General features: G+C 34.2%; 15 protein-coding genes and 1 pseudogene. 5 read left to right on the plus strand and 11 right to left on the minus strand.

Annotation, left to right across the window (positions count from 1 at the left end; translation table 11 throughout):
* Positions 1-144 precede the first annotated feature (144 nt).
* Positions 145-2817, plus strand: coding sequence for a YfhO family protein (locus AC0IXC_RS19520; RefSeq protein ID WP_471653168.1), 2673 nt, complete (start codon positions 145-147; stop codon positions 2815-2817).
* A 92-nt stretch (positions 2818-2909) separates the two neighbouring features.
* Positions 2910-3848, plus strand: coding sequence for a glycosyltransferase family 2 protein (locus AC0IXC_RS19525; protein WP_002130144.1), 939 nt, complete (start codon positions 2910-2912; stop codon positions 3846-3848).
* Positions 3849-3896: 48 nt separating this feature from the next.
* Here AC0IXC_RS19525 and AC0IXC_RS19530 read toward each other — a convergent pair whose 3' ends face one another.
* Entirely contained in the window at positions 3897-4835 is a 939-nt protein-coding gene (locus tag AC0IXC_RS19530; RefSeq protein WP_088040510.1) for an SDR family NAD(P)-dependent oxidoreductase, read from the minus strand.
* Positions 4836-4893: 58 nt separating this feature from the next.
* Positions 4894-5466 carry a TetR/AcrR family transcriptional regulator gene (locus AC0IXC_RS19535; protein ID WP_016102336.1) on the minus strand — a complete coding sequence of 191 codons (573 nt, stop codon included), beginning with the start codon at positions 5464-5466 and terminating at the stop codon, positions 4894-4896.
* Positions 5467-5635: 169 nt separating this feature from the next.
* Here AC0IXC_RS19535 and AC0IXC_RS19540 point away from each other — a divergent pair, with 169 nt between their 5' ends.
* Positions 5636-7189 (plus strand): ABC-F family ATP-binding cassette domain-containing protein, encoded by a 1554-nt coding sequence (locus AC0IXC_RS19540; RefSeq protein WP_002143940.1) that lies wholly within the window; start codon positions 5636-5638, stop codon positions 7187-7189.
* A gap of 23 nt (positions 7190-7212) precedes the next feature.
* Here AC0IXC_RS19540 and AC0IXC_RS19545 read toward each other — a convergent pair whose 3' ends face one another.
* Complete coding sequence (locus AC0IXC_RS19545; RefSeq protein ID WP_215590537.1) at positions 7213-8094, minus strand: TetR/AcrR family transcriptional regulator; 882 nt, start codon at positions 8092-8094, stop codon at positions 7213-7215.
* Between the two features lie 299 nt (positions 8095-8393).
* Here AC0IXC_RS19545 and AC0IXC_RS19550 point away from each other — a divergent pair, with 299 nt between their 5' ends.
* Positions 8394-11510 carry an efflux RND transporter permease subunit gene (locus AC0IXC_RS19550; protein ID WP_471653169.1) on the plus strand — a complete coding sequence of 1039 codons (3117 nt, stop codon included), beginning with the start codon at positions 8394-8396 and terminating at the stop codon, positions 11508-11510.
* A gap of 25 nt (positions 11511-11535) precedes the next feature.
* On the opposite strand, the gene msrB is transcribed toward AC0IXC_RS19550, so the two are convergent.
* From msrB to lytS, 7 genes and pseudogenes are all read right to left on the minus strand, one after another.
* The gene (msrB, locus tag AC0IXC_RS19555) at positions 11536-11988 is read right to left on the minus strand and encodes a peptide-methionine (R)-S-oxide reductase MsrB (RefSeq protein ID WP_369811989.1); all 453 of its coding nucleotides are present in this window, start codon (positions 11986-11988) and stop codon (positions 11536-11538) included.
* A 45-nt stretch (positions 11989-12033) separates the two neighbouring features.
* Positions 12034-12501 (minus strand): annotated as a pseudogene (msrA, locus tag AC0IXC_RS19560) (peptide-methionine (S)-S-oxide reductase MsrA); the annotation flags it as partial.
* Between the two features lie 101 nt (positions 12502-12602).
* Positions 12603-13637 carry an AI-2E family transporter gene (locus tag AC0IXC_RS19565; protein ID WP_002016425.1) on the minus strand — a complete coding sequence of 345 codons (1035 nt, stop codon included), beginning with the start codon at positions 13635-13637 and terminating at the stop codon, positions 12603-12605.
* Positions 13638-13971: 334 nt separating this feature from the next.
* The gene (gene lrgB / locus AC0IXC_RS19570; protein ID WP_000168872.1) at positions 13972-14664 is read right to left on the minus strand and encodes an antiholin-like protein LrgB; all 693 of its coding nucleotides are present in this window, start codon (positions 14662-14664) and stop codon (positions 13972-13974) included.
* A 34-nt stretch (positions 14665-14698) separates the two neighbouring features.
* On the minus strand, positions 14699-15130 hold the full coding sequence (lrgA, locus tag AC0IXC_RS19575; RefSeq protein WP_000104908.1) for an antiholin-like murein hydrolase modulator LrgA: 432 nt from the start codon (positions 15128-15130) through the stop codon (positions 14699-14701).
* 133 nt (positions 15131-15263) lie between these two features.
* Positions 15264-16004, minus strand: coding sequence for a LytR/AlgR family response regulator transcription factor (locus tag AC0IXC_RS19580; RefSeq protein WP_002130151.1), 741 nt, complete (start codon positions 16002-16004; stop codon positions 15264-15266).
* Positions 15982-17751, minus strand: coding sequence for a two-component system sensor histidine kinase LytS (lytS, locus tag AC0IXC_RS19585; protein WP_002089899.1), 1770 nt, complete (start codon positions 17749-17751; stop codon positions 15982-15984). The genes AC0IXC_RS19580 and lytS overlap by 23 nt, the downstream gene beginning before the upstream one ends.
* 328 nt (positions 17752-18079) lie before the next feature.
* Here lytS and AC0IXC_RS19590 point away from each other — a divergent pair, with 328 nt between their 5' ends.
* Positions 18080-19378 (plus strand): MFS transporter, encoded by a 1299-nt coding sequence (locus AC0IXC_RS19590; protein WP_193652232.1) that lies wholly within the window; start codon positions 18080-18082, stop codon positions 19376-19378.
* 119 nt (positions 19379-19497) lie between these two features.
* Here AC0IXC_RS19590 and AC0IXC_RS19595 read toward each other — a convergent pair whose 3' ends face one another.
* Positions 19498-21066, minus strand: a complete 1569-nt coding sequence (locus tag AC0IXC_RS19595; RefSeq protein WP_002143945.1) for a BCCT family transporter — start codon at positions 21064-21066, stop codon at positions 19498-19500.
* Positions 21067-21210 lie beyond the last annotated feature (144 nt).

Here is a 21210-nt window from a genome sequence, read left to right on the forward strand (position 1 = left end):
CAAGTAAACTATGAAACTCAATGCTTGTAAAATATATATGATACAACAAAAATATATATTTTTTATGCTAAAACTAAAAAACACACCTTCATAATTGGTGTGTTTTTATATGTAACAACTTTCGAAGGAGGATTATAAATTTTTATGAGCATTAAGCCGAACAATAAGATTTTCTCAAAGAAAACTATAATGATTATTCCGATATTATTATTGTGTGCTTTTGCTTTTCATTATTTCTTTTTAACATCTAATCAAATCTTTTCTGGTACAGGTGATGCATTAAGCCAATTTGGTTTCTTTACATTTCTCCTGCAACATGCCTTTAAAGATGGTAATCTTTTTTGGTCTTTTGATTATGGATTAGGTGGAGATTTATTTGGAGAGTTTAGTTATTATTACAGTACAGCTCCGTTCTTCTGGATTACGCTGTTACTTCCTAAATTAAATATTGAACAAATCTATGACATGAAATTATACATGAGTATTTTAAAAAACTTTTTAGCTATGTTATTCATGTATGGTTCTTTACGTTATCATAATAAAACAATATTCTCATCTTTTATTGCTGCTATTATGTATGGTGGATGTATTACTTTTATGCGCCATTCATTACTTTGGGATTTCATGGCTGATGCCATCGTATTTTTACCATTAGTAATATGGGGACTTGATAAATATATTATAGAAAAGAAACGTGTACTTTTCTTAGTAGCTACTACTTTAATGTTAGCATCGAACTTTTATTTTGCTTTTATTACAAGTATTTTCATTTTCATTTACGCATTTTTCCAATACTTTGCCACACAACAAAATAAAACAATCGTCTCTTTTCTAGCCTATTATATTAAAATTGGATTATTATACGGTCTATCACTTGGCTTGGCTGCAGTTTGCTTTATTCCATCAGTCAATGCGGTATTTAGTGCGGATCGGTTAACGAAGAAATTTGATATACCTTTATTCTTTGAAGATACATTTTATAAAGATCTAATGGAAACTATCTTCTTCGTATATGATGCTGAAAATCATCAATTAGCTTTACCAGCTTTAATTTTATTCCTAATCATATTTGGAATGTTTATACGTGATAAACTTGTTAAAAATAAAGTATTCTTTACATTTTTCATGTTCATTCTGTTTATGCTTCCGTATACATACTCTGTATTTAATGGTTTCTCAGCAATGCAATATAGATGGCTTTATTTATTTGTATTTGTAATTGCTCAAACTATAGCATACATCTTAGATTGGATGATTGTTCATAAGAAAGAACATAAATTACCTTATATAATGAGTTCATTAGTGTCAATAGGATTATTCATTTATGCATTTTATAGAAAAGTAAATATAAATGTAAGTGATAAACCTTTACAGGTAGTTGACAATATTTTAATCGGAACTATCGTTCTTTCTCTCATTACAGTATGTTTATGGCGTTATCTTTCTAAACCTTTCATACAATTTTTAGTTGTAGTGAACGTACTCGTTAGTACAATTTCCATGAATTACATGTACGCCAATAATATACTTAGTACCGCTTTCGGACAAAGCAATGCTACAAAAGAAGCTTTACATGTATCTGGCTATGATAACAAAGATGAGATTGCTGCCATTCGTTATATACAAGAATATGATAAGGACTTTTATCGTATTCTTAACCCAGGTAGCGCCCATAACACACCAATGTTACAAGGTTATCATGGTACAAGTACGTACCAAAGCTTGATTAATTATTATGTTCATGACTTTATGAAAAATAAATACAACGTATTCCAAGGGTTCGACACTCCTTCGATGTTCTTCCAAGTTGATAGTCGACTACTACTTGAAAATATGTTAGGTGTAAAATATCGCGTACTAAGCACTGATACAGATCAAAAAAATATCCCATATGGATATAAACTATTAAAACAAGTAGGACCATATAATATTTACAAAAATGACTATGCTTTACCGTTAGGGTATGTATATGATTCTAGTATAAGTGAAGAAGAATTTTCTAAATTAAACTTCGCTCAGCGTGACCAATTATTATTACATGCTGTAGTCGTTAATAATGGAAAAGACTTTTCATTAACTCATTTTGATAAAAAGAACCTTAATTCAAAAGCGGTATCTATCAATATGGAAAAAGTACAACTAGAAAATATGGAAAAAGAGAATAATAAACTCATTGTCCATGGCAATGGAAATATGATTGTACCTATAAATTATCCTAATACTCCTGGAGATTTAATTGTAGAATTAAAGATAAAAAATAAAGGTTCATTCCATGCAGTAGTTAACGGGAAAGATATGGGGAAAGGTGAAGACACTGGTGCATACTCATATCCTTTAGAAAGATTTGTTTATAATTTAGGTAAAGACGATCGCCCAGACCAACTAACTATTTCTATTGATGCGCCAGGTGAATACGAACTTGAAGACTTACAAGCAAATATCGTAAATTACGAAGGTGTACAAAAAGAAACAAAAAAACTAACTGAAAATAGACTTCAAAATATTTATTATAAAAACAACTATTTAAAAGGTGAAATCAACTCAAAAAAAGATGGATTACTATATTTATCTGTTCCATATAGTAAAGGTTGGACTATAAAAGTTGATGGAAAAGAAACAGAATTCACGAAAGCAAATTCTGCCTTTATTGGCTTACCAATTACAAAAGGAGCACATGTAATCGAAATGACTTATGTTACACCTTACTTTAAATTAGGTATGATTATATCAATTATTTCACTAATTATTTGTGTAGCCTTACTAGTTTTTACAAATCAAAAAGGACGCCGAAAATTGCCTTTTAAAAAGCAGCAATGAGCACTCAATAAATCATGAAGCTATCCAAAGCGGATAGCTTCATAAAAAATATTAAATAACGTTTTAACCATTATAAACAAGGAGGGTCAAAAATGACTCTTTCAATAGTCGTACCATGCTACAATGAAGAAAAGATGCTTCGAGCCTTTTATTCAGAGACTTCTCTAGAAATTCATAAATTAACTACCGATTATGAATTTGTTTTTGTAAATGATGGTAGTAAAGATGATACATTAAATATTCTACGTGATTTGGCAAATTCAGATGCAGCTGTTCATTATATATCATTTAGTCGGAATTTCGGCAAAGAAGCCGCTATGTTAGCTGGTTTAAAATACGCTACAGGTGATGCAGTTGTTATTATGGACGCCGATTTGCAACATCCTCCTACACTAATAAAAGAAATGTTAGAAGGATATAACGAAGGTTACGACCAAGTTATTGCAAAAAGAACAAGAACAGGTGATTCACCCGTTCGCTCTTTCGTTTCTCGTCTATACTATAAAGTGATGAATAAGTTTGTAGATATTGAACTAGTAGACGGCATTGGAGATTTTAGACTTTTAAGTAGAAGAGCTGTTGATTCTCTATTATCTTTAAGCGAATACAATCGCTTCTCAAAAGGTTTATTCTCCTGGATTGGATTTAATGAACTAATTATTGGATATGAAAATGTATTACGTTCTGATGGAGAAAGTAAGTGGACTTTTTCTAAATTGTTAAATTACGGAATAGATGGTGTTATCTCATTCAATAATAAACCATTAAGACTATCTATATATCTTGGATTATTAACAACTATTTTAGGGATTTTATACGTAATTACTACATTTATTCAAATTATTGTTGGTGGTGTTGAAGTCCCAGGATACTTCACTTTAATTTCCGCTATATTATTTATTGGTGGTATTCAACTCATTTTCCTAGGTGTTATGGGTGAATACATCGGTCGCATTTATTATGAAACAAAACGTAGACCACATTTTATTGTAGCTGAAAAGAAAGTTAGTGAAGTCAAACAAAAAGCATAATAAAAAAGTTACTTCTACCTACAGAAGTAACTTTTTTTATACTAATATTTACGCACCCTTATGTTGCATAGATATAATCGTTTCTTTTAGCCCATTATAATAAGAAGTTTTTGGTATATTCCCAATATACCTCTCATATTTCTCTCCGCTTAATACAACAGGATTTTCTGTCAAATATAGCATTTCCACAAATTCTTTCATCTGCTTATCAAATAGTCCGATTAAATTTATCATACCTTTTTTTACTGTCATTACTGGTTTTGTATATCCCGTTAATTCTTGTATATGTTGAATCATCTCTTCACCTGTAATGACACCATAACCCGGTATGTTCCAATTTTGTCCATAGGCCTCATCACGTAAAGCTAATTCAACCATTGCTTTTGCACCGTCTGGTGTGAAAATATATTCACGAGCAATCTTTTTATCTCCAACAAAGCTTGATAACTTATTTGCAAGTACACCTTTTAAAGTATGATGAACAAGCGTACTTTCTGCATTTGGGCCATAAAAATCAGGAAAATGTGCAATAAACATTTGTACATTTCCCTGTTTTGCCATCATTTCTAGCTGTAACCGAATTTTCCCTTTCTTCGTATGTGGTGCCTTTTTAACTTCTTCCACTACAAGTTCTTCCCCTTGCCTCCCATACGCATAAATATTATCAACTATCCCTAACTTACTGTCGTAATACCTTGCTACTTCTAATATATTTTTTAATAATTTTGGTTGCTTCTTCTCCCAATCTGAATATGGAATGTTTACAGCATGGAATATAATATCAACGCCTTTCGCAGCTTCCATTATATCCTCCTGTATAAATACATCTCCCGCTACAACTTTCACATTTTCTTCTCCAGAAAATAATATCTCTAATTTCTCTTTATTCCTCGCAAAGGCCACTACATGAATTCCTCTGCTACATAATTCTTTTACAATTGCATACCCCATTGATCCAGATGCTCCTAGCACTAAAGCTTTTTTCATTATATATCCCCCCTAAATTAATTAACCGCTGTTCAATTAATATTAAAAAGAAAATCACTTACATAAGAAGTGATTTTGAAATAAACTCCACGTGTACTTTAGCTAATCCTTTTACTTCTTCAAATGTTTGATCATTCCCACAATAGTGTGCCACAAACCCATGTAATGATAGAAAAACAGACCATATTGTCATTACATTTACCTTCTCATTACACAAAGAAGATACAACAGTAGCAAATTTTTCGTAACTAACATTTGGGCCATCTGCTAAACATTCTTTTAACTCATCATCTCTAATTAAAAACATGATTTCATAATGACTTTGATTTTGCAAACCAAATTCAATAAAACCAAATAAAACAGCTTTCAATTGTTCCTCTTGTGGTAAATTTTGATCATTAATCTCATCTAATTTTTGATTTAGCAATTGAAAATCTTGCTCTACCATCGCATAGAAAAGCTCTGCTTTATTTTTAAAATGATAATAGATGGCACCATGGCTATATCCTAGTTCTATTGCAATTTTACGCATTGAAGTATGCTGATAACCTAATTTTATAAATAAGTCTCTTGCTACATTCATAATCATTTCTCTCGTTAATTCTTGTTTAACTGCCCTTCTTGGCGACATTTTTCATACCTCACAATTTAATTGACCACTGTTCAATTAATATTATAACCTTTTCCCAAAAAAATACAATGAGTTTCTTACAAAAAGATACATTTTGAAAGGATAGCATTATACTCAATAATTTAGTATCATGATTCAAGGTACTATTTCAAGTTGGACGGAGGATACTATGAGCTTATTAACAGTAGAAAAACTAGGCCATACATTTGGCGATCGCACATTATTTAAAGATGTATCCATGCGTTTACTAGCAGGAGAACATGTCGGATTAGTCGGTGCAAACGGTGTTGGTAAATCAACATTTATGAATATTATTACTGGTCAACTTATCCATGATGAAGGCCGTGTAGAATGGACACCTGGTACAAATTACAGTTACTTAGACCAGCATACAATTTTAACACCTGGTCGCACAATTCGTGATGTATTAGCTGACGCGTTTTTACCTTTATTTGAAAAAGAAAAAGCTTTAAATGAAGTTGCAGAAAAAATGGGAACGGCAACACCGGAAGAATTAGAGGACCTTCTTGAGCAGATGGCAGAAATCCAAGATGCTCTCGAAGCAGGTGGTTTCTATTTACTAGATATGAAAATCGAAGAGGCAGCAAGAGGTCTTGGAATTGATGCAATCGGTTTAGATCGTGATGTTTCAGCACTAAGTGGTGGACAACGTACAAAAGTATTACTTGCAAAGCTATTACTTGAGCAACCAGAAGTGTTATTACTCGATGAGCCTACTAACTATTTAGACGTTGAACATATTCATTGGTTAACTAATTATTTAAAAGAATATCCACATGCATTCTTATTAATTTCTCATGATACGGAATTTATGAACAAATGCGTTGATGTTATTTTCCATCTAGAATTTACAAAAATGACGCGCTATACAGCGACATACGAAAAATTCCTAGAGTTAGCCGAAATTAATAAAAATCAACATATAAATGCTTATGAAAAACAGAAAGAGTTTATTAAAAAGCAGGAAGACTTTATTGCAAAGAACAAAGCTCGTTATTCAACGACAGGTCGTGCAAAAAGTCGTCAAAAACAACTTGATCGTATGGAGCGTATTGATCGTCCTGAAACAGCAATTAAGCCAGAGTTCTCATTTAAAGAGTGTCGTGCAAGTAGCCGTTTCGTCTTTGAAGGTGAAGATGTAGAAATCGGATATACACATCCATTATTACCAAAACTAACAATGACAATTGAACGCGGTGAAAAAATTGCTATCGTTGGATGTAATGGTGTCGGTAAATCAACATTACTAAAAACAATTTTAGGAAAAATTAAACCTTTAAGCGGTAAAACGAGTCTTGGTGACTTCTTAGAGCCTGCATACTTTGAGCAAGAAGTAAAAGCGGATAATATAACACCAATTGATGATGTTTGGAACACATTCCCTAGCATGGACCAACATCAAATTCGTGCAATGTTAGCGAAATGCGGATTAAAAAATGAGCATATCTCTCGCCCGCTAAATCAATTAAGTGGTGGCGAACAAGCAAAAGTTCGTTTATGTAAGTTAATGGGTGAAGAAAGTAACTGGATCCTATTCGATGAGCCAACAAACCATCTTGATGTTACAGCAAAGGAAGAACTTCAAAAAGCTCTGAAAGCATATAAAGGGACAATCCTTCTTGTATGTCACGAACCAGAATTTTATGAAGGCTGGATAACAAAAACTTGGAATGTTGAAGAGTGGTCACAAAATAATTCTTAATTATAATAGAAAATCCTTGCGTTCTATATGCAAGGATTTTTTATATTATAGTATGCCGTAAGCCTCAATCGAAACTCATTTAAACTAGGATATACCGCTAAATTAGCAAGCATACCTCTAATGACTGGAATTCTTGGATTTTGCAATCTCATTTCTGCTTCTAAAACATCTAAAGTTACAAGTAACTCATCATTTTCTAATTGATCAGCTAATGTTCGTTTAAATACAATAATTTCACTTAGAAAATGTTCCTTCACCTGTTCCTTAATAAGCTCAGAACTACAAAGAAATTCTCCTAGTCTCTCTTCATGTAGGACAGGTTCCTCCGAAGATTCTAGAAGCCCCTCTACTAAATTGTCTATCCTTTTTAAAATAAAAGCTGAGACATAGGACAAATCAATTTCTGGTGCATTTAAAATAATTAATTCTAAATACCCACGGCATATCCCTTCCACCATAATTACTAGATCTAACAAGTATGGAATAACCTTTTCACCATAAATGGACAGTAAGCTATTCCGATAAAATGTATGAGACTCTAATTTCATCCTCATCATAAACTCTTCTACTTCTTTATTAAACGGAATTGCATTTTCTCTTGCATGCATAATAATAAATTCTTTATGTTTTTGCACATCAGTAAACTGACAATATAATTGTTTGTCAAATTTTTCACGTGGTAATAAAGATTCTTTTTCAATATCCAGCATTTTCTTCTGAATCTTGTCATAATAATATCGAAGTGTGGCCAATAATAACTCATCTTTTGATTTGAAATATAAATAAAAAGCTCCTTTTGATATACCACATGCGGTTACGATTTCTTGTACTGACGTTGCATTTACACCCTTAGTTGCAAATAACCTCATAGCCATCTCTATAATTAAGCGCTCTTTTTCTTTCATATTCTCTCTCCTAAATTTAATCTCGCATCTTATGTAAATTCAAACTTGATTTTATTCCACATTAACTGAAAATAAAACTCCCCATCTAAAATTTAATGGAGTAAATGGTTTTTATAGAAGCCTTTCCATCTATAAAATCCGGTTAGTAAAAGCCAATGCTCAGAAAAAAAATAGGAAACCGACTACTTACAGTTTGATTTTATTATACCATCTCTTTTCATTGACGACTGACCAATCGGTCAGTTATATTATGTATTAGACTGACCGATTGGTCAATATAATAAAAAGGGAGCGCAAACATGAACAAAATCATCAATTTCACGTTAAAAAATAAGTTCGCAGTTTGGCTACTAACCATTATTGTTACTATTGCGGGTATTTATTCTGGACTCAATATGAAGCTGGAGACAATTCCTGATATTACAACACCGATTGTAACAGTAACCACGGTTTATCCTGGTGCTACACCAGAAGAAGTAGCTGATAAAATTTCAAAACCAATGGAAGAGCAACTCCAAAATTTAAGCGGTGTAAACGTTGTTAGTTCATCATCTTATCAAAACGCATCTTCTATTCAGGTAGAATATGATTTTGATAAAAATATGGAAAAAGCCGAAACGGAAATTAAAGAATCGCTCGCAAACGTGAAACTGCCAGAAGGTGTGAAAGACCCGAAAGTCTCACGAGTAAACTTTAATGCCTTTCCTGTTATTTCATTAAGCGTAGCGAGTAAAAATGAATCTTTAGCTTCCTTAACAGAAAATGTAGAAAAAAATATTGTTCCTGGATTAAAAGGACTTGATGGTGTCGCATCTGTTCAAATCGCAGGTCAACAAGTAGACGAAGTACAGCTTGTCTTCAAAAAAGATAAGATGAAAGAATTAGGTTTAAGTGAAGATACTGTAAAAAATATAATTAAAGGTTCGGACGTATCGTTACCACTTGGCTTATATACATTTAAAGATACGGAAAAATCAGTTGTTGTCGATGGTAACATTACAACAATTAAAGCATTAAAAGAATTAAAAATTCCAGCTATCCCTTCATCACCGAATGGTCAAGGTAGCCAAAACGCTGGTGCTGGAACACAAGCACCACAGATGAATCCGGCCGCTATGAATGGCATACCAACGGTTACATTAGAAGAGATTGCTGATATTAAAGAAGTTGGAAAAGCAGAATCCATTTCTCGAACGAATGGAAAAGAAGCAATCGGTATTCAAATTGTGAAGGCTGCTGATGCGAATACAGTTGATGTTGTAAATGCAGTTAAAGATAAAGTAAAAGACCTTGAGAAAAAATATAAAGACTTAGAGATTATTTCAACATTCGATCAAGGTGCGCCTATTGAAAAATCAGTCGAAACAATGCTTAGCAAAGCTATTTTCGGTGCTATCTTTGCGATTGTTATTATTATGTTGTTCCTGCGAAACATTCGAACAACACTAATCTCTGTCGTTTCTATACCACTTTCTTTATTAATTGCAGTTTTAGTAATAAAACAAATGGATATTACCCTTAACATTATGACACTTGGAGCAATGACAGTTGCTATTGGACGCGTTGTTGATGACTCAATTGTTGTTATTGAAAATATTTACCGACGTATGTCTTTATCAGAAGAGAAATTACGTGGGAAAGATTTAATTCGTGAAGCTACGAAAGAAATGTTTATCCCGATTATGTCTTCTACAATTGTAACAATCGCTGTATTCTTACCTCTTGGGCTTGTAAAGGGTATGATTGGTGAAATGTTCTTACCATTTGCTTTAACAATTGTTTTTGCCCTACTTGCTTCCTTACTTGTGGCAGTTACAATTGTGCCGATGCTAGCACATTCCTTATTTAAGAAGGAAAGCATGAGAGAAAAAGAAGTACATCATGAGGAAAAACCAAGCAAATTAGCAAACGGCTATAAACGTATACTTGAATGGGCGTTAAACCATAAAATTATTACATCAAGTATCACAGTCCTCCTATTAGTAGGCAGCCTTGCACTTGTACCAATCATCGGTGTCAGCTTCTTACCATCTGAAGAAGAAAAAATGATTATCGCAACGTACAAACCTGAGCCAGGTCAAACGTTAGACGACGTTGAAAAAATTGCAACGAAAGCTGAAAAGCATTTCCAAGATAAAAAAGACGTCAAAACGATTCAATTCTCATTAGGCGGCGAAAACCCAATGAGCCCTGGTCAAACAAATCAAGCGATGTTCTTCGTTCAATATGATAACGATACGAAAAACTTTGAAAAAGAGAAAGAACAAGTCGTTAAAGATTTACAAAAGATGTCTGGAAAAGGTGAATGGAAAAACCAAGATTTCGGAGCAGGTGGCGGTAGTAACGAAATTAAGCTATACGTTTATGGAGATAGCTCTGAAGAAATTAAGCCTGTCGTGAAAGACATTCAAAATATCATGAAGAAAAATAAAGATTTAAAAGACATAGACTCTAGTGTTGCAAAAACATATGCAGAATATACTTTAGTCGCTGATCAAGAAAAGTTAAGTAAAATGGGGCTAACTGCTGCTCAAATTGGAATGGGACTTTCTAATCAACATGACCGCCCTGTTCTTACAACAATTAAAAAAGATGATAAAGATATAAATGTATATGTAGAAACTGAAAAACAAAACTATGAAACGATCGATGACTTAACAAATCGTAAAATTACAACACCACTTGGTAATGAAGTTGCTGTTAAAGATGTTATGACTGTAAAAGAAGGTGAAACTTCTAACACAGTAACACATCGTGATGGCCGTGTTTATGCGGAAGTTAGTGCAAAACTAACATCTGATGACGTTTCAAAAGCATCTGCCGCTGTTCAAAAAGAAGTAGATAAAATGGATCTTCCTTCTGGTATAGATGTTTCTATGGGTGGTGTTACACAAGATATTCAAGAATCATTCAAACAACTTGGCTTAGCGATGTTAGCTGCGATTGCCATTGTATACTTCGTTCTTGTTGTTACATTTGGCGGTGCCCTTGCACCATTCGCAATTTTATTCTCGCTACCATTCACAATCATTGGTGCACTCGTTGCCTTATTAATCTCTGGCGAAACGTTAAGCGTATCTGCGATGATTGGGGCTCTTATGCTAATTGGTATCGTTGTAACGAACGCAATCGTGCTCATTGACCGTGTTATTCATAAAGAAAATGACGGCCTATCAACACGTGAAGCATTATTAGAAGCTGGTACAACACGCCTGCGTCCTATCTTAATGACTGCAATTGCAACAATCGGGGCTCTTATCCCGCTTGCATTAGGATTTGAAGGTAGCGGCTTAATTTCTAAAGGACTTGGCGTAACAGTAATTGGTGGATTAACAAGTTCAACGTTATTAACACTTCTTATTGTTCCAATCGTTTATGAAGCATTAAGCAAATTTAAAAAGAAAAAAGTAAAATAAAAAAATAACCTCGCTGACTGCGAGGTTATTTTTTATTCCCAAACAAGATTAGGAAATCACTATATCCTTCTTTTTCTAAATCTTCTTTTTGAATAAAGCGTAGCGCTGCCGAATTAATACAATAACGAAGGCCGTTTTGTCCTGGGCCGTCTGGAAATACATGCCCAAGATGTGAATCTCCTTCTTTACTTCTCACTTCCGTACGCGTCATATTATGGCTAACATCCATTTTTTCTTTCACACTAGCTGACATAACTGGTTTCGTAAAACTCGGCCATCCACAGCCGCTATCGAACTTATCGAAAGAAGTAAATAATGGTTCCCCCGAAACAATATCTACATAAAGCCCTTCTTCTTTATGATTCCAATACTCATTTTGAAAAGGCGGTTCTGTCCCATTTTCCTGTGTTACATAAAACTGCATCTCGTTTAATCTTTCTTTTAAATGAGCATTATTCTTTGGCCAATGTTGTTTAATAAAAGCATCTCGACCTGAGCCTTTACGATATAACTCATAGCGAAATGTATTCTTCTTATAATATCCTTGGTGATATTCTTCAGCTGGATAAAACGTAGCAGCTGGCAATATTTTTGTCGCAATTGGCTTCGAAAAATGCCCACTTTTCTCGAGCTCTTCTTTTGAAGCCTCTGCCTTTTTATGTTGTTCTTCATTATGATAAAAAATCACCGTTTCATAAGACTGCCCGCGGTCGTGGAATTGTCCCCCTATATCAGTCGGGTCAATTTGTCTCCAATATATATTTAACAACTCTTCATACGGCATTTTATTTGCATCAAATGTAATTTGTACTGCTTCATAATGCCCAGTTGTTTCCGAGCACACTTCTTTATACGTTGGATCCTCTTTATGGCCACCTGTATAGCCTGAAACAACCTGTATAATCCCTTCCATCTCTTCAAATGGCGAAACCATACACCAGAAACACCCTCCGGCAAACGTAGCTAACTCTATCTTTTCATTTACAGCCATTATTTCACCCCTATTCTATCTTCTCCTTACAGTATGGCATAAGGAACGTCATGTTATAAAAGAAAAAGCATCGAACTTCGATGCTTTTTCTTTACTTCACTTTATTTTTTTCCAACGTCCTTCTCCATTTCATCACTTGTCACATCTAAGACATCTAATAAGAAAATGAAGATTGGAATACCGATAATAAGTCCCCACACACCTAAGAAATGCTCAGAGAAAATTAATATCATAAATGTGTAGAAGATTGGTAAGTTTGTTTTTTGTGACATAAACTTCGGATTTAATACATAGCTCTCAAGTGCATGAATTACTGTTACAATAACTACAATATAAACGACATACATAATACCGCCAATATTGTAAGCAATCATACAGAGTGGGAATAACGAGATAATAACACCCGCCACTGGAATTAAACCAAGCAAGAAAATCATTAACGCTAAACCTAGTAATTGCGGGAATCCTAATATCCATAATGCAATAACAGATAAAACACAGTTAACAATTGCAATTAAAAATTGTGCTTCGATTACTTTTCCAAATGAACGTGCAAATTTCTTTCCGAAATACTCTATTTCGTTATAGAAAATTGCAAGTCGGCTTTCTTTAAATTTCGAAGTAAAAGCAACGATACGTGCTTTTTCAAGTAAGAAAAATAAGCTTAAAATTACAGAAAGTAAAACTTGAAGGCCAAATTTCCCAACATTCGTAATAGATTTATACAAAATGTCTACGCCTTGCCCCACATATTTAGAAAGCTCCATATGATTAACAGCATTAACTGCATACTTAATTAATTCACTATCAGGTGGATTTCTTAAAAATACATTAAATTGATAAATCAATTGTGAAATTTGTATTGTTAATACCGGTAAATATTTAAATAGCGTAATGGCAATTCCCGCCACTAACATTACATATAAAAGCGCTATAATAATTTTTCGATTAATTGGCATGAAATGATCTAATTTACGAGAAATAAACTTTTGGAATCGATCCATTAAATACGTCAACATAAACGTAATTAAAATTAAATTTAACATACTTTGCATCCCATACAATATGAGAGCAAGTAATACTAATACGATTAACCTCTGAAATCCTTTGCTTTGAAACAGGTTTTTTATTTGCATAATCGACGAGTACTCTCTCCTGTCCTATAAAGTAAAACGTTAACAAGTAGATCTCTCTCTATCCTCTACTTATAATTATCCTTTAATATTAAAGCCATTGCGAGCAATTTATATTCAACTCTAACCACCCGTTAATTGTGCTATATATTATGTTACTTCTTATTTTACAATACAATGACCTATTTCAGAACGCATTATACGTAGTATTAATGAAGATTTAAGGAAACTTTTATCCTTCAATAGGTCTTACCACTACTGTAACATAAAAAGCAAGCTATCAGTAGAAATCCGTCCTACAAATAACTTGCTTTTATATTTTTTTTAGTAAGTTTTATCATCCAATAAACGGCATGAACATTGGAATAACCACCACTGTTACGACACCAACCACTGTCACAGCGATACTGGCCATAGCTGCTTCTACTTCACCCATTTCGATACCTACTGCAACCCCTAACGCATGTCCTGCTGTTCCAAGCGCTAAACCTTTAGCAATCGGATGTTTAACTCTAAATGTTTTTAAGAATAAAGCTCCTAATGCGTATACGATAACAGCATTAAAGATAACTGCAAATGATGTAATTGCTGGAATACCACCGATACTTTCAGAGATTGGTAATGCAATTGCTGTTGTTGCTGCCTGCGGTAACATTGAGTTCATTACAGCTGTATCTAGACCAATTGCTTTTGCGACAATGAACACAACAACCACTGAACAAATAGATCCAACCACAATAGCCGATAAAATTTGCCACCAATATTTTTTTAACTTATCAACTTGTTTATATAATGGAATTGCAAACGCGATTGTTGCTGGTTCTAAGAAGAAGCTAATCATTTTTCCGCCAGTATTATATTCTTCAAAAGTAAAGTTACCTACTTTTAGAAAGACAATCCCTAATACCATCGCTACGAATAATGGTGTGAATAAGAAGAATCCTTTTGAATGCTTAAATAATAATGTTCCGATTCCGTATGCGATTAATGAAACGACGATTCCGAAATATGGAGTCATTGTGCTTGCCATGTTCATTCCCTCCTAACAATATATACTAAATTGGTTACGCAACTTTTCCGTGCTTGCGTCCTTTATTTACTACTTTCAATTCTTTCGTATCTTCTATTTCTTTATCGTCTTTTCCTAAAATAAATTGTGCAAATAATCCTGTTACAGCGAGTAAAATAATTGTTGCGACAACAATTACAGTTAAAATTTGTACAAAATATTGTCCCATTACACCGAGAGAATTAATAACCGAAATACCTGATGGAACGAAAAGGAATCCGATAATACCTGTTAAAGCCGTTCCGAGTGATTCAACTTGTTCCAATTTAATAACTTTTAAACATAATAGGCTAAATAAAATAACTAATCCGATCACCGATGAAGGCATTGGAATTGGTAAATGCGTTGCAATAATATTAGAAACTAACATAATAGCTGAAAATATGAATGCTTGTGATAAGAAACTATATACTTTTTTCGTACTCATTTTGGCCACCTCTTTCGATTTGGTACCTTTATTGTATAAGATAAAAATAAAACTGTAAGCGTTTACATAACAGAACGTCAAATATACAAAATTAGTTACAAAAATAGGCAGACGAAATACAAAAAGCTGCTTCTTAAATACGAAGCAGCTTTTTAAGTTCTTTTGCATATGTACGGCTAACCGGGACTTTGGATCCCTCTTTCATAATTAAGTTATAAGTCGAATTAAACCACGGCTGTATCTCAGAAATATGATTAATATTAGCAACGAAACTACGATGAACACGCATAAAAATTGTTTGTGGTAATTTCTTTTCCAAAATGACAAGCGTATCATGTGTTACATATGTTTCTTTCATTGTTTTTACAGTTACTTTCCCATCTACAAGCCCTACATAAATAATATCTTCAATGTTAACAAGTACAATTGATTCCTCAATTGGTAATGCTAATTTATGCATCTCGGCCGTTACATCTACACTCTTTACATCTTGCTTTGTTTCTAACTTTATTTGCTTTTGTTTTTTATATTTCTTTAATGTCTGTACGATACGTTCTTCATCAAATGGCTTTAAAATGTAATCTAACGCATCTACTTCAAATGCTTGCAACGCATATTGATCATATGCAGTAGCAAACACAATTGAAGGTGGGTTTTTCATTTTCTTTAATATATTTGCGATTTCAAATCCATTATCATCAGATAATTGAATATCTAGAAAAACAATATCTGGTTTGTTTTTCATTAATTCTTCTAATGCATCCTCTACACAATCCGCCTCACCAATTATCTCTACTTCTTTTGTTTTCTCTAATAAATATTTCAATTCATCCCGTGCTAACATTTCATCATCAACTACTAATACTTTTAACACTCCGTTTTTCCTCCTCTACTTTTTTCGGAATCACAAAGAGGATCTTTGTCCCTTGCTCTAATTCACTTTCAATTTGAAGCATTGTCTCTTTCCCAAATAACCCGATAAGTCGTTCATTAATATTATATAAGGCTGTTCCCGTCCCTTTCTTTGATGGAACTACCATTTTTCCTAATTGCTCTAGACGTTCACTCTCAATCCCTTGTCCATTATCCTTTACTTCAAAGTGAACCATCCCTTCTTTTTCAAACACATGTACCTCGACTTGGCACACTGGCTGCTTTTTCGGAAAAGCATGGCGCAATGCATTTTCAACTAATAGCTGAAGCACAAATGGTGGAACTAAAGTCACCTTTAGTGCCTCTTCAATGTACATCTTCACTTCATACTTATTCGGAAACCTCGCTTGCTCTAACGATAAATATGCATGTACATGATTCAACTCTTGTTCTAATGGAATAAGTAATTGTCGTGCCCCTTGCAAATTACAACGAAAATAAACGCTAAGCTGCAATAATAATTTTCTCGCTTTCTCTACATCTGTTCGGCATAAAGCTGATACTGTATTAATTGCATTAAATAAAAAATGCGGATTGATTTGTGCTTGCAACGCTTTTATTTCGGCATCTTGCAATAACTTACTTTGTAACTCAGCTTCACCTAACTCAAGCTGTGTGGAGAATATTTTCGCTAGCCCTTCCGCTAACTCTTCTTCAACACGACTTAATTGATTAGGGTTTTTAAAATAAAGTTTTAATGTTCCTATCGTATTTCCATGTGAAGTTAATGGAATAACAACTGCCGCTTGTAATGGACACCCTTCATGTTGACAATTAATAATCTCACGTGATTTTGCCTTCATTATTTTCCCTGTTTTTAATACTTCTTTTGATAAACCTGTTATTAAACTGTGTGAAGGAATATGATGATCTGATGCTAATCCAACGTGAGCTAAGATTTCCTCTGTATCTGTTAAGGATACCGCATCTGTTCCCGTAAAGCGGTGAATAATTTGTGCCACATGTTTACAAGACTCTTCTGTTAACCCTTGGCGGAAATATGGTAACGTCTTATCAGCAATTCGTAATACTTTATGCGTTTGCAAAGCTTTTGCGTTTTCTTCTTGTCGTAAAATAGCTAGTATCATCGAAAGTAAAATGAAACTGCCAAAACTATTTACAAGAATCATCGGTAGCGCAATTGTTTTCACAACACTAAGTCCATCTTCTATAATTAATAGAATCATAAGCATTTCTAAAGTAACGATAAAAACACTTAAAATCGCAGAAAATTTAGGAGTAATAGTACGGTTATATTTTTTGAAAATGTATCCAATATAACCTGTTATAATCCCAGCTAAAATTGATGAAATTGCACAACTTACTGCCGTCGTCCCACCAAGCATATAACGATGAATACCCGCAATAGAACCTACTCCAATTCCGACGATAGGACCGCCAAGCAATCCACTAATTCCAACACCCATGATTCGTGTATTCGCAATTGTGCTGGATGATGAAACACCTTGTAACCAATTTTCATTCATAATAGTATTTCCTGCTATTTCAATCCCTGTGTAATTGCTTACAATTGTAAACACTGAAAAAATACAAATAAGCTTAAACTTATCTACATATCCGTCTTGCTTATGAAGAAGACGCCGGAACGTTTTAATATGAGAGAGTAAAAATCCTAAAATAACAATAAGTCCGACGCGTTCAATCATCATAAGTACTAAATTTAGCATCTGTGATTCATTCCTTTTTATATGAGTTAGTTTTATTATGGGAAAATAATGAAGCGTGCGTCAAGGAGAATGAAATGTTTTTTGAAATATTTTACACATAACTATCCCCTCTTTATTTGACAATCTAACAGAAGAGTGCTAAAAATAAAGTAATATAATACAGTCCTTTAACCCAACCCCGTGAGGTTGAGAAGGAAGTCGGAATATACTATACGTATGGTCTTTTTTAGGGATACGTATGCTTTTTTGGCCTTCTCATCATATCAGGTGAGAAGGCCTTTTGTTATTCTTCCATAGCGACTGTAGAAGAAAATAAGGAGGATTAATGATGAACGTCACTACTGATGTACAATCAACAACAGAGGAGACGAAAGAGAAAAGATATAAAACATTGTTTGGTTCTGCGCTAGGATATGCAGCAGAAGGTTTAGACATGTTGCTCTTATCTTTCGTACTCGTCTACATTTTAAAAGAATTTCATTTAAGCCCTGTTGAAGGTGGAAACTTAACATTAGCTACCACAATAGGAATGCTAATCGGGTCTTATTTATTTGGATTTATTGCTGATTTATTTGGGCGTATCCGTACGATGGCCTTCACAATCTTACTATTCTCACTAGCAACAGCACTTATTTATTTCGCAACAGATTATTGGCAATTATTAATTCTTCGCTTTTTAGTTGGAATGGGAGTTGGTGGTGAATTCGGGATTGGGATGGCCATCGTAACTGAAACATGGTCTAAAGAAATGCGCGCTAAGGCGACATCCGTTGTTGCACTTGGATGGCAATTTGGCGTACTAGTCGCTTCACTCCTTCCGGCATTTATCGTCCCACATTTCGGATGGAGAGCTGTTTTCTTATTTGGACTCATTCCCGCTCTACTAGCTGTTTACGTCCGCAAAAGTTTAAGTGAACCGAAAATATGGGAACAAAAACAACGATACAAAAAAGAATTGTTACAAAAAGAAGCTAAAGGTAATTTAACAACTACTGAGGCAGAACAACTAAAGCAAATGAAAAAGTTCCCACTTCGAAAGTTATTTGCCAATAAAAAAGTAACGATAACAACAATTGGTCTTATTATTATGTCATTCATCCAGAACTTCGGATATTATGGAATTTTCACATGGATGCCAACTATTTTAGCGAATAAGTATAACTACACATTAGCAAAAGCGAGCGGTTGGATGTTCATCTCTACAATCGGCATGCTAGTTGGAATTGCAACTTTTGGTATTCTAGCCGATAAAATTGGCCGCCGTAAAACTTTTACAATCTATTATGTCGGTGGTACTATATACTGTCTCATTTACTTCTTCTTATTCACAGACTCAACATCATTGTTATGGGGAAGTGCATTGCTTGGATTCTTTGCCAATGGCATGATGGGGGGATTCGGAGCAGTTTTAGCTGAAAACTATCCTGCTGAAGCTCGCTCGACAGCAGAGAACTTTATTTTCGGTACAGGACGTGGGTTAGCTGGATTTGGACCTGTTATTATCGGCTTACTTGCTGCAGGTGGTAATTTAATGGGAGCATTATCTCTCATCTTCATTATCTATCCAATCGGTTTAGTTACAATGCTATTATGTGTCCCAGAGACGAAAGATAAAGTATTAGAATAGATTGAAACTGTACGAAATGTTTATCCAAATACTATCCCCTCAGGAAAAGTATTTGGATAAATAGCAAAGAGGAAGCATCTCAAATGAAATGCTTCCTCTTCTTATATACATACAATTATTTATTTTGATTTACTAGCTTTTTGGAACAAGAAGCTAGTTTTATCTTCTTCTTTTACAATACCTTGTTTTAACGCTAATTCCCCTGCGACTTTAGGCGCTAGCCATAGCATTGGGAATAACAGAATAGATACCGGAACAGCCGTCACTACAATGAAGGATTGTAAGGCGTTAATACTTCCCTCACCCATATATAAAAGAATTGCCGCAACTGCGCCCATAATAAGCGACCAAAAAACTCGCAAACTAATTCTAGGATCTCCATCTCCAGTCACTGCCATTGAAATCGAATAAGCCATTGAATCTCCTGTTGTCACTACAAATAAAATTGTTAATAAAAGAAATGCAGGTCCAATAATATTAGATAATGGCAGTTGCTGCGTAATTGCAATCATAGCCGCTGGCATACCTGATTCACTTAATGCGGTCGAGATAGAACCAGGATTCATTAACTCATAAAACACACCTGATCCCCCTAGTATAGTAAACCAAAACGTTGTAATAATAGGTGCAATAATTCCAATTGCAACGATGATTTCTCGGATTGTTCTTCCTCTTGAAATTCGGCTCACTAAAATTGCCATCATCGGTCCATATCCAATAAACCATCCCCAGAAAAAGATTGTCCACGATCCTAACCAAGCTGTATCACCACGATATGTGCTCATTGGAATAAATTCATTTATATAAAATCCAAACGAAGAAACAAATGAATCGATAATAAATCCACCTGGTCCAAATAGTAATACAAATACCATTAATAGAACTGCTAACCTAACATTTAAATTACTTATAATTTGAATCCCTTTATCAATTCCTGTTACCGCAGATATAGTAGAAACAGCTACTACACAAACAATAATGGCTAATTGAGTAGTAAACACATCAGGAATGTTAAACAATGCTTGTAACCCATAACTTGCTTGTAGTCCTAAAAATCCGATTGGACCAATCGTCCCTGCAGCTACTGCAATAATGGCAAATACATCAATCATCGTTCCAAGCCAACTCTTTCGCAATTTCTCTCCAAAAATAGGATATAAAAGCGTTCGAGGCTTTAACGGCATACCTTTATGATAATGTCCGTACATCATAACTACCGCACTAATTGTACCTAAAATCGTCCAAGCCAGGAAACCCCAGTGCATATAACTTTGTGCTAAAGCAGGCATGACTGCTTCTTGCGTTCCAGCAGTTATACCTTCATGTATTGGTGGCACCGTCATCAAATGGTACATCGGCTCTGCGGCTGCCCAAAAAACGCCACCTCCAGCAAGTAATGTAGACATAATAATAGCGAGCCATTTTGTCGTACTAATCTCAGGTTTTTCTAGCCCCCCAAGTTTAACTCTCCCATATTTTGAAAACGCCATACACATTGCAACAACAAATGTACCAATTAATAAAACCTGCCAAAAGGCACCAAAATATTTAATTGAAGCTGCAAAACTGCTATTAATGGCTCCCTCTACGTAACTTTTATTTAAAATAACTGCAATTACAAATAATAAAAGTGAGCCACCACTAATAAGAAATACAGGCCAATCCGTTTTTCGACTCTTCATCCTCATTTTCACTTCCTCCTTCCTCAGCAATCTAAAAAAACAACTTTATTATGTTTTCTTGTTTACACCCAAAACACAATGATTATATAAGAATAATAATCCATCAATTTCCTACACACTTATGTTGTCCCTAAAAATATGCTAAATCCC

The sequence above is a fragment of the Bacillus sp. AC266 genome (genome assembly GCF_979253805.1).

Bases quoted from the DNA above. Each gene is read 5' to 3' on its own strand.
- AC0IXC_RS19520 (WP_471653168.1), top strand. From the start codon at position 145: ATGAGCATTAAGCCGAACAATAAGATTTTCTCAAAGAAAACTATAATG.
- AC0IXC_RS19525 (WP_002130144.1), top strand. From the start codon at position 2,910: ATGACTCTTTCAATAGTCGTACCATGCTACAATGAAGAAAAGATGCTT.
- AC0IXC_RS19530 (WP_088040510.1), bottom strand. From the start codon at position 4,835: ATGAAAAAAGCTTTAGTGCTAGGAGCATCTGGATCAATGGGGTATGCA.
- AC0IXC_RS19535 (WP_016102336.1), bottom strand. From the start codon at position 5,466: ATGTCGCCAAGAAGGGCAGTTAAACAAGAATTAACGAGAGAAATGATT.
- AC0IXC_RS19540 (WP_002143940.1), top strand. From the start codon at position 5,636: ATGAGCTTATTAACAGTAGAAAAACTAGGCCATACATTTGGCGATCGC.
- AC0IXC_RS19545 (WP_215590537.1), bottom strand. From the start codon at position 8,094: ATGAAAGAAAAAGAGCGCTTAATTATAGAGATGGCTATGAGGTTATTT.
- AC0IXC_RS19550 (WP_471653169.1), top strand. From the start codon at position 8,394: ATGAACAAAATCATCAATTTCACGTTAAAAAATAAGTTCGCAGTTTGG.
- AC0IXC_RS19565 (WP_002016425.1), bottom strand. From the start codon at position 13,637: ATGCAAATAAAAAACCTGTTTCAAAGCAAAGGATTTCAGAGGTTAATC.
- lrgB (WP_000168872.1), bottom strand. From the start codon at position 14,664: ATGGCAAGCACAATGACTCCATATTTCGGAATCGTCGTTTCATTAATC.
- lrgA (WP_000104908.1), bottom strand. From the start codon at position 15,130: ATGAGTACGAAAAAAGTATATAGTTTCTTATCACAAGCATTCATATTT.
- lytS (WP_002089899.1), bottom strand. From the start codon at position 17,751: ATGCTAAATTTAGTACTTATGATGATTGAACGCGTCGGACTTATTGTT.
- AC0IXC_RS19590 (WP_193652232.1), top strand. From the start codon at position 18,080: ATGAACGTCACTACTGATGTACAATCAACAACAGAGGAGACGAAAGAG.
- AC0IXC_RS19595 (WP_002143945.1), bottom strand. From the start codon at position 21,066: ATGAGGATGAAGAGTCGAAAAACGGATTGGCCTGTATTTCTTATTAGT.